Source organism: Moorena sp. SIO3I6 (assembly GCF_010672095.1).
The window spans coordinates 1-16,555 of record NZ_JAAHHU010000008.1 but is presented as its reverse complement, the minus strand read 5'-3'; the positions used below and the strand labels follow the sequence as shown (position 1 = coordinate 16,555).

Below are 16,555 nucleotides of genomic sequence, written 5' to 3'. Positions count from 1 at the left end.
TCTCGATTAGGTTATAATAGGATTTCTGGTCTTAATTAAATCTTATTAAATGAGCTGATCAGTCCGAGATTAGCCCCCTAGCCTCTACCAAACGCGCAAGCTTTGCCCCTTGGTTGAAGGTTGAGGTGGTGTTTTTTGACGGAAAGCTCAGGTCAGGTTTTGTCTAATAACTTATAATGGACATAAATTGGGGTAAATTTATGTCTATTTGATAACCAAAGCCGAAAATGCCCTTAGGTTTTGACAGTAGACCCAAAACCTGATTGGAATAGAGCAATTAAAATCAGATCAGATTCAGATCACAAACTTGGCGGTGAGGCATCCCGTCAAGAGTAAAGCTTGTCGAGTACCCGAATGCGGATCGGTTTCCGTAAGGAAATAGCGATAGCTGGGGTTGGCGAGAAGCCCACACCTACCCCCTTACCCCAACAGGTGTGGGAGATGTCACAAGTAGGACAACGCAATGTCGGTGTAAGCAGCACAATGCTGACGTGCTTGTACATCAACAGGAGGCATAGTCATTAAAACCAAATCAAACTAGGACAAACAACGCACATGCTCAGTCAGAAAACAAAAACTACAGATATAGGATTCACTCACGAAGATTTTGCTGCCCTTCTGGATAAGTATGATTATCATTTTAACCCAGGGGATATAGTTCCGGGTACGGTATTCAGTCTAGAGCCGAGGGGCGCTCTGATTGACATTGGTGCGAAAACCGCAGCCTATATTCCGATTCAGGAAATGTCAATAAATCGAGTTGATAATCCTGATGAGGTTTTACAATCCAACGAAACACGGGAATTTTTCATCCTGACCGATGAAAATGAAGATGGACAGTTGACTCTCTCTATCCGTCGCATTGAGTATATGCGAGCGTGGGAGCGAGTGCGCCAACTACAAGCAGAGGATGCTACGGTGCGTTCTCTGGTATTCGCCACTAACCGTGGTGGAGCGTTGGTACGTATTGAAGGGTTGCGCGGTTTTATTCCTGGTTCTCATATTAGCACTCGGGCAGCCAAGGAAGATTTGGTGGCCCAAGAACTGCCCCTAAAATTTCTGGAGGTAGATGAAGACCGTAATCGTTTGGTACTATCCCACCGTCGTGCTCTAGTCGAGCGCAAGATGAACCGCCTAGAAGTCGGAGAGGTGGTGATTGGCTCAGTACGAGGCATCAAACCTTACGGTGCATTCATTGATATTGGCGGGGTCAGCGGATTGCTGCACATTTCGGAAATTTCCCATGATCATATCGATACGCCTCATAGTGTGTTTAATGTCAATGATGAACTAAAAGTGATGATCATTGACTTGGATGCTGACCGAGGTCGGATTTCTCTGTCAACAAAGCAATTAGAGCCAGAACCGGGAGATATGATTAACAACCGGGAAGTGGTCTTCGAGAAGGCAGAAGAAATGGCTCAGAAGTACCGGGAGAAGATGCTAGCACAAAAGCAAGGTATAACTCCAGAAAGTATGACTCCACAAGAGTCCCCAGAGCCACAAGAGTCCCCAGAGCCTGTTCAGGCTCAAGAGCCCCAAGAGCCTGAACAGGCTCAAGAGTCCCAAGAGCCCCAAGAGCCCCAAGAGTCCCAAGAGTCCCAAGAGCCTGTTCAGGCTCAAGAGTCCCAAGAGCCTGTTCAGGCTCAAGAGTCCCAAGAGCCTGTTCAGGCTCAAGAGTCCCAAGAGCCTGTTCAGGCTCAAGAGTCCCAAGAGCCCCAAGAGTCCCAAGAGTCCCCAGAGCCTCAAGAAGACGCAGTGCCAGAGGGAGAGTTTGTAGCAGCTGCCATCGACGAGTAACAACCAGGTGCAGCCACAAGAATTAGCCGTTAGCTGAGGCTAATGGCTAATCTGTATTGATGGCCCTGTTCCGGAACAAGAGCAAAGAAATTGGCAGGTGCGAATCTTGATCAACTAGCTAGTAGAATAAAGTTGATTAAAATAAACAACGGCATAAACCCTTGGTAAGCATTCGTTGTGGGAAGGTGACTTTCCCCAATATTGAAGCAGTCATATTTGATAAAGACGGTACCTTAGAGGATTCACAAGTTTATTTAAGAGAACTAGCCTATAAGCGATCGCGTTTAATTGATGCCCAAATCCCTGGTATTGGAGAACCCCTCCTGATGGCCTTTGGTGTCCAAGATGACACCCTTGACCCTACCGGGTTAATGGCAGTAGGTAGCCGTCGGGAAAATGAAATTGCTGCTGCTGCTTATATTGCTGAGACTGGTCGGGGATGGTTAGAGTCATTGGCAATCGCTGGCAGTGCCTTTGTTGAAGCCGAGAAGTACTTGCAAGATGCGGCTGGAACTTCCCCAATGTTTGCCGGTAGCCTGGAAGTCCTTAAATTCCTCTCGGAAGCTGGTTTAAAGCTGGGTATTCTATCGGCAGACTCTACGGCTGGCGTACAAGCCTTTGTCCATCGACACCAGCTAGACCCCTATATCCAATTACAGCAGGGTGTGGATTCTGAAATCAGTAAGCCTGATCCCAGGTTGTTCCTACAAGCGTGCCAATCTTTAGGGGTAAAACCTGCTTCGGCCCTAATGGTAGGAGATTCAGCAGGTGATATTGAGATGGCAAAAGGTGCTGGTGCAGCGGGTTGCATTGGTATTTGCTGGGGAAAGCCAGAAGCTGCCCATTTAGAGGGAGCTGATATAGCGATCGCGAGCCTGGATGACATTAAAATTATTTAAAAACATATTGGTACTTATTAATTGAATTCCTTATGTTCGGTTGTTCGCCTTTGGCGAACAACCTGCTAACCTGCTAACCTGCTAACCTGCTAACCTTCAACCTGCTCACCTGATCGAGTGATTATTTCAATCCTGGTAAGTCCAAATTTGCCACGACTTTTGTAATCGCATCCCGACTGGCTTCGGCACCAAACCCCCAAGCCAGGAGGACGCCATAGTCACCCCAGAGGTTAGCGCCAAAGGTGGATTTATAGGTGTATAGCTCAATGAAGCCACTACCAGCAAGCAGGACAATTGCGATCGCATAACTGATTGCAGAGAAAATCCAAAGGCGAATCTTTGCTAGTCTTGGCTCTTGGATAACTATGCGTGGTGTCTCGATCCCTGGTGCTCTCTGCAATAATTCAGGTTGGGTGATGAGAAAGCCTAACTTAGTGGAGTTAGGTGGTATTTGTTTGACTAGTAGAGTGATCGCTTTTTCGATTTGACCATTCAACTCCTGAGCAGCTTTTTTATCGGTAGGTTCGAGATTATTCAACTTACTGCGCAAATTCTTTTGCTGACGTTGCCAACTCTGTAACTCTTGTGTTGATATTGTGGTTTCCAGCAGCAAGTTGTCCAAGTCCCTGAGTTTAGCATCCAGTTGCAGGTATTTATTAATCTGTTTTGCACAGTCATCTAACTGCTCATACAAGTCTTGAGGATTTTGGTCAGGTGCCTCTCGGATTGCCAGTGGCAAATTACGGCGTACTGACTGTAGATAAGGGGGGTCAAGATCAGGAGTGGTGGGTATTTTTTCTTCCAGGGTTTGAGAATAGTTCAGGAGTGCTAGCCAGTCTTCACGACCTTTGCGCCATTTCAGCCACACTGACTCTGCTTGGGTAATTGCCTGATTACCATCGTTCCAACGTTCCCCCTGCAAAGCCATCTCGACATCTAGCAGATGGGCTTCAATTCGGGTCTTGAAGGGATTTGGTATTGAGTTGAATTGATCGACTAGTGATGTTTCAGCTAACTGGGGGTCACTGCGCAGTTGGGTACGCAATTGACCAACCCGCACCAGAATTTTGTCCCGTAGTTTCCCTCGATTACGGTAGCTGGACACAGCTATGCTCAATATAACCCCAATGGATATGACTGCCAGAGGTATGGGGAAGGGGTCTTTGATTCGGACTGTTAATGGTACGCTTAGTTCAGTTTCTGAGAACTTGATCAGGAATTCACCACTAAATTCTCCACTTTTGGGGGCATCATCTAATTGAAACTGGATCGGGAGAGATAGTAGACTATTGGCCTCAATCTCCTTGTCTGGTAAAGTAGGCTGAATCAATTTAGCGGGGAAAATTTCTTGGCCATCCTGAGTATTCAGGTCTAGGGAGATGATTTGTAAATCCTTGACGGCGTTAGTCGTGCGCAAGAGTAAGCTGCGGCTTGTGCTAGAACCCCTGGTACCTGCTACAGTCATACTTTTAGGGGTGATGGTGAGATCAGCTTGGGCAAGGGCTGGTGGGGCCGATAGGAGTATTAAAATTGGGAGTATTAAAGCAATTAGAGGGCGTTTAGCCCAGTAATGGTGTTTAATCATACCTGTCTTAGTCAAGTGTGACCTCCGATTGTTGATCTGGTACTAAAGCTTAATATAGACCCATAATTGAGAGTAAAATTGGTGATGGTACCTGACAAAAGGCAATAAGCAATAGGTAACAGGCATGCTAGCAATAGGCAACAGGCAACAGACAACAGGGGATAGGGGATTTAACGAATGATTAATCATTAATGATTAATCAATTATATAGCGTTAATTATAATAATCAGATAGATTCAATACCTTGTAAGCCTGCTGGAGACCCCCAATACCGCACTACCTAACGACTCCCGACTCCCGACTAACGACTCCCGACTCCCGACTCCCGACTCCCGACTCCCGACTCCCTAAAACTCAAGACGAAAGTCCCTTACCCGATTGATAACTGCTACAATAGTAAGGTTGTGTTCTGCGATATTGGAATTGATTGAGCGCTACACCCTACCCGAGATGGGGGAATTGTGGACGGATACCTACAAGCTCAAAACCTGGCTTCAGGTGGAAATAGCTGTTTGTGAAGCACAAGCGGAACTGGGTAAGATTCCTAGTGAAGCTGTAGAGGAAATTAAGGCAAAGGCGAATTTTGACCTCAAGCGGGTGCAAGAGATTGAGCGAGAAGTCCGCCATGACATGATTGCCTTTCTGACTAATGTGAATGAGTATGTAGGGGATGTGGGACGCTACATTCACTTAGGCTTGACTAGTTCCGATGTTTTAGACACTGCCTTGGCACTGCAACTGGTTGCTAGTCTAAATCTTATTCTCGAACAGATCGAGAAGCTTGCTCAAGCGATTCGCTACCAGGCACAACAACATCGCTACACGGTAATGATTGGTCGTTCTCACGGAATTCATGCTGAACCAATTACCTTTGGTTTTAAGCTGGCCGGTTGGTTAGCAGAAGTTTGCCGCCATCGCGATCGCTTAGTGGCTCTGCGTCAAAACATATCTGTGGGCAAGATTTCTGGTGCTGTGGGAACCTATGCCAATATTGATCCTCAAGTGGAAGCGATCGCATGTCGAAACCTGTCACTGCAACCTGATACTGCCTCAACCCAAATTATTTCCCGCGATCGCCATGGTGAGTTTGTCCAACAGTTAGCTCTGTTAGGGGCAACCATTGAACGGTTTGCTGTGGAAATTCGCAATCTCCAAAAAACTGATGTCTTAGAAGTAGAAGAATTCTTTTCTAAAGGACAGAAAGGTTCTTCTGCTATGCCACACAAACGTAATCCAATTCGTTCTGAACGGCTAAGCGGGATGGCACGAATTCTGCGGAGTCATGCGGTGGCTGCTTTAGAAAATGTTGCCCTATGGCATGAGCGGGATATTTCTCATTCCTCTGTAGAACGAGTGATTCTGCCAGATGTGTGTATTTTAACTCACTTCATGTTAGTGGAAATCACAGATTTAGTGAAACACTTGTTAGTTTATCCAGAAAATATGAAGCGGAATATGAATGTTTATGGCGGTGTCGTCTTTAGCCAAAAGGTGTTGTTAGCCTTAGTAGAAAAGGGGATGACTCGAGAAGATGCTTACAGTATTGTTCAGTCTTGTGCCCATCAAGCCTGGAATAAACCTGAGGGAGACTTCTACAATTTAATTACTAAGGATCCTCAAGTTACTAGTAAGCTAACCCCTTCAGAAATAGAAGAATGTTTTAATCCCCAGCACCATTTGCAACATTTGGAAGAGGTTTATCAACGGTTGGGAATCTAGCTCGCTTTCAGCGGTTTTCAATTCGGTCAGGTACAACTCTCTGGGTTTTAGGGAGTAGGGAGCAGGGAGTAGGGAGTAGGGAGTAGGCAGGGCGTTGCTTAATAATGGAATGATTTTAATAGTTTTGTGCAATGGGCATCAGGCGTGGAACTGGCATCTTGCCAGTTTCATGCTTATTTTCGGGCGGGCAGGATGCCCATTCTACTCCTATTCATTGCTTGATTCAGCAACGCCTATTTTTTTCCTTTTTCCCTGTTCCCTGTTCCCTACTCCCTGCTCCCTACTCCCTACTCCCTTTTCCGATCAATCCTATGTTCACCTATCAAATACAAACGCTATAGAATAGTAAGTATACCTAAATCATTTCCCAAGATGAGGTTGTCATGACCCAGAGCTTAGAGCGAAAAGGTCTAACTATTTCGTTACCGGATCATACTCAACTACCAGAATCCAATGGCGAATTTGTGAAGAACTTCCATGAGCATCCCCAAAGCATTATTTTAACTGATTCTATTGAACCGGTTCTCCAGAAAATTCATCCCGACAAACAATACGCTATTGGTCAAGACTCAGGTATCTATTGGCGGATTACAGAACCTTTAGAAAGAGGAGCAGAAGCTCCGGATTGGTTTTATGTACCGGGAGTACCTCCTTTGCTAGATGGTAAACTTCGTCGTTCCTATGTACTTTGGCAAGAACACCTAGCACCTCTGATTGCTCTGGAATTTGCTAGTGGTAATGGAGACGAAGAAAGGGATTCTACTCCTTTATCTGCTACTGGGGAAGAAAAAACTAAACCAGGTAAATTCTGGGTTTATGAACAAATTATTCGCATTCCCTACTACGGCATCTATATCTTTGATACTGGAGAGTTAGAGGTCTATCATCTAGTTAATGGTAAATATCACCAGATGAAGACTAATGAAAGGGGACATTATCCTATTGAACAGTTAGGGGTAGAATTAGGTGTATGGGAAGGCTCATATCAGAATCTTAATCAGAATCACTTGTGGCTAAGGTGGTGGGATACGGAAGGTAATCTACTGCTGATGGGCAGTGAACGAGCTGAACAAGAAAAACAACGGGCTGAACAAGAAAAACAACGGGCTGAACAAGAAAAACAACGGGCTGAACAAGCTGAACGTTCACAACGAGAGGCTATTCCTAAGCTATTGGCAATGGGACTAACAGTGGAGCAAGTGAGTTCAGCGTTAGGCTTATCTATTGAGGAAGTAGAAAATGAAGAATTTAGAATTTAGAATTTAGAATTTAGAATTAATTTCGTAGGGTGCGTTAGGGACGGGCTCGCACTCATTTTCAGCCTCGTCGTCACCGTTGGAAAAGCCCGTTCCGTAACGCACCACCGGGTCAAACTACTTTTAGGTGCTACACCTAACCGAATTTTACTTATCCCTAAACTGGTTCAACCAATTGGTCAAATCCACTTCGGTTTCAAAATCTAACAAGGCTTCTCCTAAATCCTCCAACTGGGAAAAGGATAACTGCTCAATTTGATTTTGTAATTGGGGATTTATTTCACCGAGGCGACGGTTAAGTAGACGGATAATTAAATTAAGCTCATTGCGCTTTCCTTGTTCTAATCCCTGTCCTAATCCTTGTTCTAATCCTTGTTTTAATCCTTGTTTTAATCCCTGTTCTAATCCTTGTTCTAATCCTTGTTCTAATCCTTGGCGAATAATCCGTTGATAAACTACTGACTCTTGCATCATATCCTCCCGAAAATAAGCTTGAATTAACTGCTCATCAAATTTCACCCCAGCCAACAGTTGCACGCACGCAGATAAGTTACGCTGCTGTTGTCTATCTTCAATCATATCGATTCTGGCTGCTACCTGGGATAGCAAGGTTTCTGGCACTTCAGTTTGTGCTAATACGGCCAAGGGTAGTAACCCTGGGGTGGTAAGTAATGGTTGTGGATCACATTCCCAAATCCGAATTACCCGGTAGCGGAAGGATAGGTTCCTCTCAGTAAATTGATTCACAAATACTCCCGCTAATCGGGTTGGTTTCAGAAAAATTATTACCTGCTCAATATCACAGCGGTACTGGCGATATAACCTTACCCAATAATCGAGCATCCGCAGGGGTAAGGGAGGTTCAGATTGGGGTAAGGTTTGAAATTCCAAATGCAAAATAGCATCAGCAACTCGCACAAAAAACAAGGCATCTGCCCGAATTGGTTCTGTGCTTAATTCGGTGTTGAGAATTTCGATATCCTCTGCTGGTTCTTGGTTAAACAACCAACGGGTAAAGGCTTGGGGATATTGTTCAACTAAATATTTTAGGGTACTGTCGTAAGTCATTACACATCTGGTTAACTAATCGAAAGCAGTGTTTCTAGCCACAAATTCGACGACTCGAACCTATCCCAAATCATCTTCAATCAACCCAGGGAAAGGTATGTCGGAAATATCGGCTACTTAACTAACTCTTTAAATCCCAGTAAATCCCGACAATCATTAACGGTATATCGGGGGATAAAAACCAGGGAAACTTATGGCTATTGTTGGGGAATATTATTCTATTTTATCACAGTTATTAGCCATAATGTTACTTTTGATTTAGTTAATAACTTTAAGAGTTTTTTCGCTACAATCGGGAGGGATTAAATTCAGTTAAATATATAGATCCCCCCTAACCCCCCTTAAAAAAGCAATCGGGAGTGACTTACTTCAGTTAAATATATAGATCCCCCCTAACCCCCCTTAAAAAAGCAATCGGGAGTGACTTACTTCAGTTAAATATATAGATCCCCCCTAACCCCCCTTAAAAAAGGGGGGAACAAGAATTATCTGGATTTTTGGGCAATAGTAGAGTGGGTAAGGCAAATCCAAACCCACTCAATCAGATCTTGATAGCACTGCTTTTGAGTGCTACACCTAACCGGATTTTACTTATCCCTAAACTGGTTCAACCAATTGGTCAAATCCACTTCGGTTTCAAAATCTAATAAAGCTTCTCCTAAATCCTCCAACTGGTCAAAGGATAACTTCTCAATTTGATTTTGTAATTGGGGATTGATTTCACCTAGGCGACGGTTAATTTGACGGATAATTAAATTAAGCTCATTGCGCTTTCCTTTTTCTAATCCTTGTTCTAATCCTTGTTCTAATCCTTGCTCTAATCCCTGTTCTAATCCTTGGCGAATAATTCGTTGATAAACTACCGACTCTTGCATCATATCCTCCCGAAAATAGGCTTGAATTAACTGCTCATCAAATTTCACCCCAGCCAACAGTTGCACGCAAGCAGATAGGTTACGCTGCTGTTGTCTATCTTCAATCATATCGATTCTGGCTGCTACCTGGGATAGCAAGGTTTCTGGCACTTCAGTTTGTGCTAACACAGCCAAGGGTAGTAACCCCGGTGTTGTTAGTAACGGTTGTGGATCACATTCCCAAATCCGAATCACCCGATAGCGGAAGGATAGGTTTATCTCGGTAAATTGATTGACAAATACTCCGGCTAATCGGGTTGGTTTTAGGAATATTATTACCTGTTCAATATCACAGCGATACTGACGATATAACCTCACCCAATAATCCAGCATCCGCAGGGGTAAGGGAGGTTCAGATTGGGGTAAGGTTTGAAATTCCAAATGCAAAATAGCATCAGCAACTCGCACAAAAAACAAGGCATCTGCCCGAATTGGTTCTGTGCTTAATTCGGTGTTGAGAATTTCGATATCCTCTGCTGGTTCTTGATTAAACAACCAACGGGTAAAGGCTTGGGGATATTGTTCAACTAAATATTTTAGGGTACTGTCGTAAGTCATTCACTTAGGAAAAGCAAGACCAAGTCAGTATATAGTATTTCTAACTAATTAATGAATAATATTACTGATTACTGTGACAAATCATTGCGCAAACTTTCTAGATTCTCACGGCAGGTTACAGTGTTAGGATGATTTGACCCTAACCTGTGTTCTAAAATATCCAATGCCTGTTGATAGAGGTGTTCGGCCTGGTCATAGCGCCCCTGATATCGGTAGAGTTCAGCCAGGTTGTTGAGACTGGTGCCTACATGGGGATGGTCGTGACCCAGCAGCTGCTTTTCCATCTCCAAAGCCTGTTGATAGAGGGGTTCGGCCTCATCATAGCGCCCCATTGAGGAGTAGAGTAATGCCAGGTTGTTGAGACTGGTGGCCACCAAAGGATGGTGGTGAGCCAGCCGCTGCTTATACAGCTCCAAAGCCTGTTGATAGAGGGGTTCGGCCTCATCATAGCGCCCCTGATTATAGTAGAGTAATGCCAGGTTGTTGAAACTGGAGGCCACATCGGGATGGTGGTGACCCAGCAGCTGCTTTCTCATCTCCAATGCCTGTTGATAGAGGGGTTCGGCCTGGTCATAGCGCCCCATTTCGTCGTAGAGATTTGCCAGGCCGTTGAGACTGGTGGCCACATCGGGATGGTGGTGACCCAGCAGCTGCTTTATCATCTCCAAAGCCTGTTGATAGAGGGGTTCGGCCTGGTCATAACGCCCCATTGACTTGTAGAGAAATGCCAGGTTGTTGAGACTGGTGGCCACATCGGGATGGTTCTCACCCAGCAGCTGCTTTCTCATCTCCAAAGCCTGATGATAGAGGGGTTCGGCCTGGTCATAGCGCCCCATTTCGTCGTAGAGAAATGCCAGGTTGTTGAGACTGGTGGCCACATGGGGATGGTCGTGACCCAGCAGCTGCTTTCTGATCTCCAATGCCTGGACCAAGAGGGGTTCGGCCTGGTCATAGCGCTCCATTGACTTGTAGAGTGCAGCCAGGTTATTGAGACTGGTGGCCACATCGGGATGGTTCTCACCCAGCCGCTGCTTTCTGATCTCCAATGCCTGTTGATAGAGGGGTTCGGCCTGGTCATAGCGCCCCTGATTATAGTAGAGTGCAGCCAGGTTGTTGAGACTGGTGGCCACATGGGGATGTTCCTGACCCAGCAGCTGTTTAAACAGCTCAAATGCCTGTTGAAAGAGGGGTTCGGCCTGGTCATAGCGCCCCATTGAGTTGTAGAGTCCAGCCAGGTTGTTGAGACTGGTGGCCACATCGGGATGGTGGTGACCCAGCAGCTGCTTTCTGATCTCCAATGCCTGTTGATAGAGGGGTTCGGCCTGGTCATAGCGCCCCATTGAGTTGTAGAGTCCAGCCAGGTTGTTGAGACTGGTGGCCACATGGGGATGTTCCTGACCCAGCAGCTGTTTAAACAGCTCAAATGCCTGTTGAAAGAGGGGTTCGGCCTGGTCATAGCGCTCCATTGACTTGTAGAGAAATGCCAGGTTATTGAGACTGGTGGCCACATCGGGATGGTTCTCACCCAGCAGCTGCTTTCTCATCTCCAAAGCCTGATGAGAGAGGGGTTCGGCCTGATCATAGCGCCCCATTGAGTTGTAGAGTAATCCCAGGTTGTTGAGAGTGGTGGCCACATCGGGATGGTCGTGACCCAAGCGGGTTCTAGTTATTTCTAAACATCGCTCATACCATGATTCAGCCTGGTCATAGTGGGACTAAGCGCGAAATTCAAGCCCAAATATAGCCCTTACTCGCTTTATAAGCGACAAATACGTCCCAGTTCTGATGGATCCAATGGACAAAACGGCAAGACATAGCACTCCGAAATGCATCTATTGCTTCAGCAAATGTCTTTAATGGTTTGTGGCTCCATCGCCTTCGCAATCCTCCTGTGAGTTGATGCCAAAGAATAAAAGTATAGGCACACATCACCAAGATGAAATGTCTCATCAGGCTACGTTTGTGCCTGACTTGATATTCTTTGAGTCCCAACCATCCCGCTTGCTCCCGATAAAAGACTTCCACCCAATTTCTTTGAGCGTAAGTCTTCACCACCCATTCTGCAGTCACCACATCCGCTTCAACATTTGTCAAAAAATAGTCAATCTCTGTGGCTTCACGCTTATGTCGGTTGATTCATGACGATGGCCAGACTTCGTTTTCCACTCAAGCGGGAAATTTTAACTTCCATTGTTGCCACCCACAGGGCTTTTGACTTATTGAGATTGAGTTTGACTTCGGTGAAAGCCTCTTTGGGTAAGCTTTCGGCTAACTTATCCACTCGATAAGTTTCCACAGATTCCTGGGCTCGGGTGACAGTAACTTTTCGTTCGCGTAGCGTGCGCTTTTGGCGCATTTTTGGCGATTCCTCCTAAATACTTTAATTTTCGATTTTCTAGTTCATTAAGGAAAGATGTATTATTTCCATAACCGGCATCAATTAGGACAATTCCCGGATGATAGCCTCGACTTAACGTCCGTTCAATTAACTTTAATGCCCGCTCTGGTTTTTTGAGAAATGAGGGGTCTTTCTTTCCTGAGGGTAAAGAATTCTCGTGCTCATATAACTCAATATCCAACGGCAGGCTTTTTCGACCATCATACAGATGGGTTGTTACCACCACTATGCCGTTATCTACTTTGCCAATCTCTCCGATATATTGCCTTCCCACACCATCGGTGAAATTCCCACTCTTTCTATGTCCACTGTCGTCTACAATCAAAGAGAAACCACGGGGAATTTTCGTCTGACGACAGCTATTCATCACCTGCAACCGGCGTTCGTTGATGTCCTGTTCACACCAGGAAGCCCGAACGGTAAAATGCCGTAAGCTGTGGTAAGACACATCTACGGCATTCATAGCGAGCTGAGATAGGTTTTTCCTTTCACTTTCTCCCAATAATCCTCCCAGATAGTGTCTAAACTCTTTTCTCTGGGCTTTATTGTGGAAGACATCGTCAAAACGCTGACACCATCTCTCAAAGCAAGGAGGCATGGCTGTCGAAATTGTTTCTCTCATTGGATTGATTGGGACAACCGACTAACCTAAAAAGGTTATCCTATATATATTAGCACTATTTCTGTCCCTGATTATCGCGCTTAGTCCCAATAGGTACCTTGACCGTAATAGAATTTTCCTAAGCCCGTGAAGGGCGAGATTAAATCTTCATCCTTCAGCCAGTCAGTTAGAACTGTGGCAGCTGCGGCTAAATGAGGGATAGCGGGGGTAACTACTGCAATCTGATCTTGAGTTGGTATCTGGGGAATTTCTTTTGCCTTAGCCACCATTGTCTTACAAAAGCTTCGCTTGTAGCTATCGGCCTCTGGTAATTGAGCCAGCTTGGTCTGGAAAAATTCTCGAATTAATTGATGGAGCCGATAGGTTTGCTGTTCGGTCAGTTGCAACAGATTACGATTGACCAGATAGCGATCGCGTAATTCTTCCAATTCTTCCTGTTCTTCTTCCCATTCCTCTTCATCTTCAGTTTCGATCACACAATTCTCTACCAGGTACCACTCAAAAGGAGCTTGAGCAAACAGACTCAGACGACATCCCAACTGCTGGGCTTCTGGACAATCTTTCAAATCTTCCGAGGATAACTCAAAGGCTGCTGCTACACCCAACTGGGCTGTGATCTCCCCTTGTTCTTTTGGATCAAGTAATGCCCTTGCTGCTAATTTCTTTTTCTCTAAACGTTTCTGAACTTTAGCAATGGTTAAGCTCGGATGTATATCTAAATATCGTCCGACTAACTCCAAACCTAAGGGCAAATAACCCAACCATTCACATAAGACTTCTGCTTCTTTTCGTTCCTTCTCAATGCGCTCTTTTCCAACAAGGGATTCCAATAATTCCAATGCTGCCCCTGGGGATAGCACATCCAGGTCAATTCGTCGGTAAGAAGCCCCTGGACGCTGACGGCTGGTGACCAGTACTTTGAAGCGGGATTGGGCTGGAGGTAAATAGGGCTGAATTCTCTGTTTATAGTCGTTGCTGAAAGAAGGCACATCATCCAACACGATCAATGCTGTTCCTTCTGGCCAATTTCTCCAGCAGTATCTTACCTGCTCGTTGAATTCTAGTTGATCTGGAATGGTTAATCCTAATTCTGTACGGGCAAAACTAACAACTTGAGTCCCGAGATCCAACCCTCGCACTTGGAACCAGCACAAACCACCAGGGTAATTATCCTGATTTTTCAAAGCATATTGTAGAGCTAACTCGGTTTTGCCCACACCACCCATTCCGGCAATGGCACAAATTGCTAGTTTATTGGTCTGTTGAAGTTCCCGATGGAGCTGCTCAAGTTGAGCATCCCTACCGACAAAGTAGGGAGTGCCACGATTGATAATGTTAGTGGGGGGATTTAATTTTTTTTTTATTCCCCTTGGAATCGGGTTGTTTGGTCGTTTGCGCAATAACTCCACTGGTATTGGTTTTGTGCCGTCCTTTCCTTTGGGCAATCTGAAGGTACGATCGGGACCGATATCCCGCCCACCGTCCTGTATTTTGCCTGCTTGACGGGGGTAGATGCGGAGGGAGGCGGTGTTTCCTTCGATCTTCAATTCACATAGTGAATAACCATGGAGCCGTTTCTCTTCTTCTTTCCCCCAGCTTTCAAGGCCGAACAGGGAGCAGCCTTGCAGTGTGCTTCGAGGATTAGCACCACCTTCCGCCCAGCTGCTCAGGTTGGACTTGTGCATATGTCCGAACAGATGTAAAGCGAATCGTTCCGGCGAGCTATAAATCTCCCCTTTTAGCTGCTCTTGGGCTTCTTTGTTTAGCCAATCCTGGGGGTGGTGGGTAAGTAGCAAACAGGCATCGTGGTCTTGTGCCCAAGACGGCCCATGGTCATGACTTTCATTACATGCCTCATGGAACTGGCACATATCTAGAGCCAGCTTACCGTGTCTACCGTCCATCAGTTGCAGAAACGCGCTATTGAGTCCTAAAATTCCGAGTTTGAACCCATCCTTCTCAATTGTTGCTGAAAAATCTCCTGGCAGTATGCCTTTTGAATAGATGTCGGGCTTAGGTACGGTCGTATTTTGCCACCATTGAAGATAATTATCGAAAGCCTTGTCTACAAGTTGTCGCTCAGGACATTTGCTGTTAGCCCAAAATGCCTGTTGGAATTCATGATCGTCCCACCGATCCTGGAGATTAATCAATACGGAGTCAGACTGATCTGGTCGAACCAGGTCGTGGTTGCCAGGTACAGCCAGAAACTTTGGCTCAAATTCCATCTCGCGAAACTTTTTCCAGAACTTATCTAAGAGTTTGTCTAGCTGTTGGAATTCCGATTCACTGCCGCGCTGAGTGAGATCGCCAGTAAACATTACCAAATCGATTGGGCCTACCGTTTCACAAAGGTACTCTAAATCCTTAAAGAAAATTTCCTCAACATTTGGCCAGAGAGTTTTTGAGCCTTTCATACCCATGTGAAGGTCTGTCAGATGTAACCACCTAAGGATCACCTCCGTGTGATCATACATTTTGACCAAGCTAGTTGAATCACTCACCGATTAGCTGCCAGTTAACTATATTGCATTGACCAGTAGATGCTTGAAACCCAATTTTGATTTAGTCTAACACAGGAAAATCAGGGAACAGGGAACAGGGAACAGGGAACAAAAGTTATAACAATTCATTTTATATACCTATCACAATTTATCTGATATCTATCATTTTTTTTAGTTACTGTTGCCGATGATATCAGTAACTAAACTCAAAAAAAAACGCGATTGACCGAAGGCAACGCTACGCGATCGCTAACATTTTTATTCTGTTACCGATTCCCGATTCCCGATTCCCGATTCCCGATTCCCGATTCCCGATTCCCGATTCCCTAAAAAAACAATATCCCATTTCATTACCGTAGGATTTCTTTCAATACCCCCTCAAAAAAAAAATTCTAAAAACCCTTGACAATTAATTCTATAATCGTTATGATTATATCTATTAATTTCAAACACGAGTTTAATTATGACTGAAGACTTTGTGCCAAACGAAAACAACAATCCTGAAGAGACCACTCCCGATAATACTCCTCAGGAACCTTCCCAAAAAAAATTCCCAGTTAAGCACATTTTGAAGGGGTCACGTAAAGCAATACTCAATACCATGCATACCCTTTATGCACTGCGTTACGCGGAAATCTCGGAGTGGAGCCCCCTTCAGCCCACTGGAATCCCAGGGGAATTCATTACGATGATGACGAAGTACTTAATTATCGGTTAAACTAATTGGCGGGGGGTTTTACCCCCCTGGCAAAAAAATCAGGTCTGATGTCAGTGGTCAGTGGTCAGCGGTCAGCGGTCAGCCCTTGGCCTTTGGGTAATAGCTAATAGCTGAATGATAATAGCTGATAACTGTTCGCGTAGCGCTTAAGCTGACAGCTTACGGTCTGATTAAATCGGATTATGTCTGGTTTGGTTTACAAAGTTGAGTCATAAGGATAACTCCTAGCCGTGGAAAGTATTTCTGCGGCTATTTTTTTTGGTTGAAGGTTGGGAGGTTGAAGGTTAAAGGTTATTCGGTTGAAGGTTTAAGGTTGGGATGTTCAAGGTTTAAGGTTATTATCCGGAAATTCCCCTTAATAAAAATTCTCCCCATCTCCCCATCTCCCCATCTCCCCATCTCCCCATCTCCCCATCTCCCCACCTCCCCATCTCCCCATCTCCCCCTCTCCCCCTCTCCCCATCTCCCCATCTCCCCCTCCCCCGACAACCACACGCCTGCACTCCTATCACCA

At 45.3% G+C, this 16,555-nt stretch carries 12 protein-coding genes and 2 pseudogenes; 6 read left to right on the top strand and 8 right to left on the bottom strand.

What is annotated here, in order from left to right:
- Window positions 1-555: 555 nt before the first annotated feature.
- Complete coding sequence (locus tag F6K49_RS05055) at window positions 556-1,800, top strand: S1 RNA-binding domain-containing protein (protein ID WP_293017871.1); 1,245 nt, start codon at window positions 556-558, stop codon at window positions 1,798-1,800.
- A 161-nt stretch (window positions 1,801-1,961) separates the two neighbouring features.
- Window positions 1,962-2,699 carry an HAD family hydrolase gene (locus F6K49_RS05050; protein ID WP_293017872.1) on the top strand — a complete coding sequence of 246 codons (738 nt, stop codon included), beginning with the start codon at window positions 1,962-1,964 and terminating at the stop codon, window positions 2,697-2,699.
- 121 nt (window positions 2,700-2,820) lie between these two features.
- Here the strand turns inward: F6K49_RS05050 and F6K49_RS05045 are convergent, their stop codons facing one another.
- Entirely contained in the window at window positions 2,821-4,299 is a 1,479-nt protein-coding gene (locus F6K49_RS05045) for a hypothetical protein (protein ID WP_293017873.1), read from the bottom strand.
- A gap of 408 nt (window positions 4,300-4,707) precedes the next feature.
- Between F6K49_RS05045 and purB the strand changes: the two genes are divergently transcribed.
- The gene (purB, locus tag F6K49_RS05040; protein ID WP_293017896.1) at window positions 4,708-6,003 is read left to right on the top strand and encodes an adenylosuccinate lyase; all 1,296 of its coding nucleotides are present in this window, start codon (window positions 4,708-4,710) and stop codon (window positions 6,001-6,003) included.
- On the opposite strand, the gene F6K49_RS05035 is transcribed toward purB, so the two are convergent.
- Window positions 5,926-6,135 carry a hypothetical protein gene (locus F6K49_RS05035; protein ID WP_293017875.1) on the bottom strand — a complete coding sequence of 70 codons (210 nt, stop codon included), beginning with the start codon at window positions 6,133-6,135 and terminating at the stop codon, window positions 5,926-5,928. The two genes, purB and F6K49_RS05035, sit on opposite strands and share 78 nt — an antisense overlap.
- Here F6K49_RS05035 and F6K49_RS05030 point away from each other — a divergent pair.
- Window positions 6,135-6,344, top strand: coding sequence for a hypothetical protein (locus tag F6K49_RS05030; protein WP_293017877.1), 210 nt, complete (start codon window positions 6,135-6,137; stop codon window positions 6,342-6,344). The genes F6K49_RS05035 and F6K49_RS05030 overlap by 1 nt on opposite strands.
- 42 nt (window positions 6,345-6,386) lie before the next feature.
- Window positions 6,387-7,262, top strand: coding sequence for a Uma2 family endonuclease (locus tag F6K49_RS05025; RefSeq protein WP_293017879.1), 876 nt, complete (start codon window positions 6,387-6,389; stop codon window positions 7,260-7,262).
- Between the two features lie 144 nt (window positions 7,263-7,406).
- Here F6K49_RS05025 and F6K49_RS05020 read toward each other — a convergent pair whose 3' ends face one another.
- From F6K49_RS05020 to F6K49_RS05000, 5 genes and pseudogenes are all read right to left on the bottom strand, one after another.
- A complete protein-coding gene (locus tag F6K49_RS05020) occupies window positions 7,407-8,327 on the bottom strand; it encodes an Rpn family recombination-promoting nuclease/putative transposase (RefSeq protein ID WP_293017881.1) in 921 nt (306 codons plus the stop codon).
- Window positions 8,328-8,914: 587 nt separating this feature from the next.
- Window positions 8,915-9,799: an Rpn family recombination-promoting nuclease/putative transposase gene (locus F6K49_RS05015; protein WP_293080865.1), complete on the bottom strand. Its 885-nt coding sequence runs from the start codon at window positions 9,797-9,799 to the stop codon at window positions 8,915-8,917.
- A gap of 68 nt (window positions 9,800-9,867) precedes the next feature.
- A pseudogene (locus F6K49_RS05010) lies at window positions 9,868-11,499 on the bottom strand (tetratricopeptide repeat protein); the annotation flags it as partial.
- 28 nt (window positions 11,500-11,527) lie between these two features.
- Window positions 11,528-12,819, bottom strand: a pseudogene (locus tag F6K49_RS05005) (IS701 family transposase).
- Window positions 12,820-12,899: 80 nt separating this feature from the next.
- Complete coding sequence (locus F6K49_RS05000; RefSeq protein WP_293017883.1) at window positions 12,900-15,323, bottom strand: NB-ARC domain-containing protein; 2,424 nt, start codon at window positions 15,321-15,323, stop codon at window positions 12,900-12,902.
- A 463-nt stretch (window positions 15,324-15,786) separates the two neighbouring features.
- Between F6K49_RS05000 and F6K49_RS04995 the strand changes: the two genes are divergently transcribed.
- Window positions 15,787-16,041 (top strand): hypothetical protein, encoded by a 255-nt coding sequence (locus F6K49_RS04995; protein ID WP_293017885.1) that lies wholly within the window; start codon window positions 15,787-15,789, stop codon window positions 16,039-16,041.
- A 291-nt stretch (window positions 16,042-16,332) separates the two neighbouring features.
- On the opposite strand, the gene F6K49_RS04990 is transcribed toward F6K49_RS04995, so the two are convergent.
- Window positions 16,333-16,464, bottom strand: coding sequence for a hypothetical protein (locus F6K49_RS04990; RefSeq protein ID WP_293094721.1), 132 nt, complete (start codon window positions 16,462-16,464; stop codon window positions 16,333-16,335).
- Between the last annotated feature and the right edge of the window lie 91 nt (window positions 16,465-16,555).

Excerpts from the sequence above, each read along its gene's own strand:
- F6K49_RS05055 (WP_293017871.1), top strand. The coding sequence starts at position 556 with ATGCTCAGTCAGAAAACAAAAACTACAGATATAGGATTCACTCACGAA.
- F6K49_RS05030 (WP_293017877.1), top strand. The coding sequence starts at position 6,135 with ATGGGCATCAGGCGTGGAACTGGCATCTTGCCAGTTTCATGCTTATTT.
- F6K49_RS05025 (WP_293017879.1), top strand. The coding sequence starts at position 6,387 with ATGACCCAGAGCTTAGAGCGAAAAGGTCTAACTATTTCGTTACCGGAT.
- F6K49_RS05020 (WP_293017881.1), bottom strand. The coding sequence starts at position 8,327 with ATGACTTACGACAGTACCCTAAAATATTTAGTTGAACAATATCCCCAA.
- F6K49_RS05015 (WP_293080865.1), bottom strand. The coding sequence starts at position 9,799 with ATGACTTACGACAGTACCCTAAAATATTTAGTTGAACAATATCCCCAA.
- F6K49_RS04995 (WP_293017885.1), top strand. The coding sequence starts at position 15,787 with ATGACTGAAGACTTTGTGCCAAACGAAAACAACAATCCTGAAGAGACC.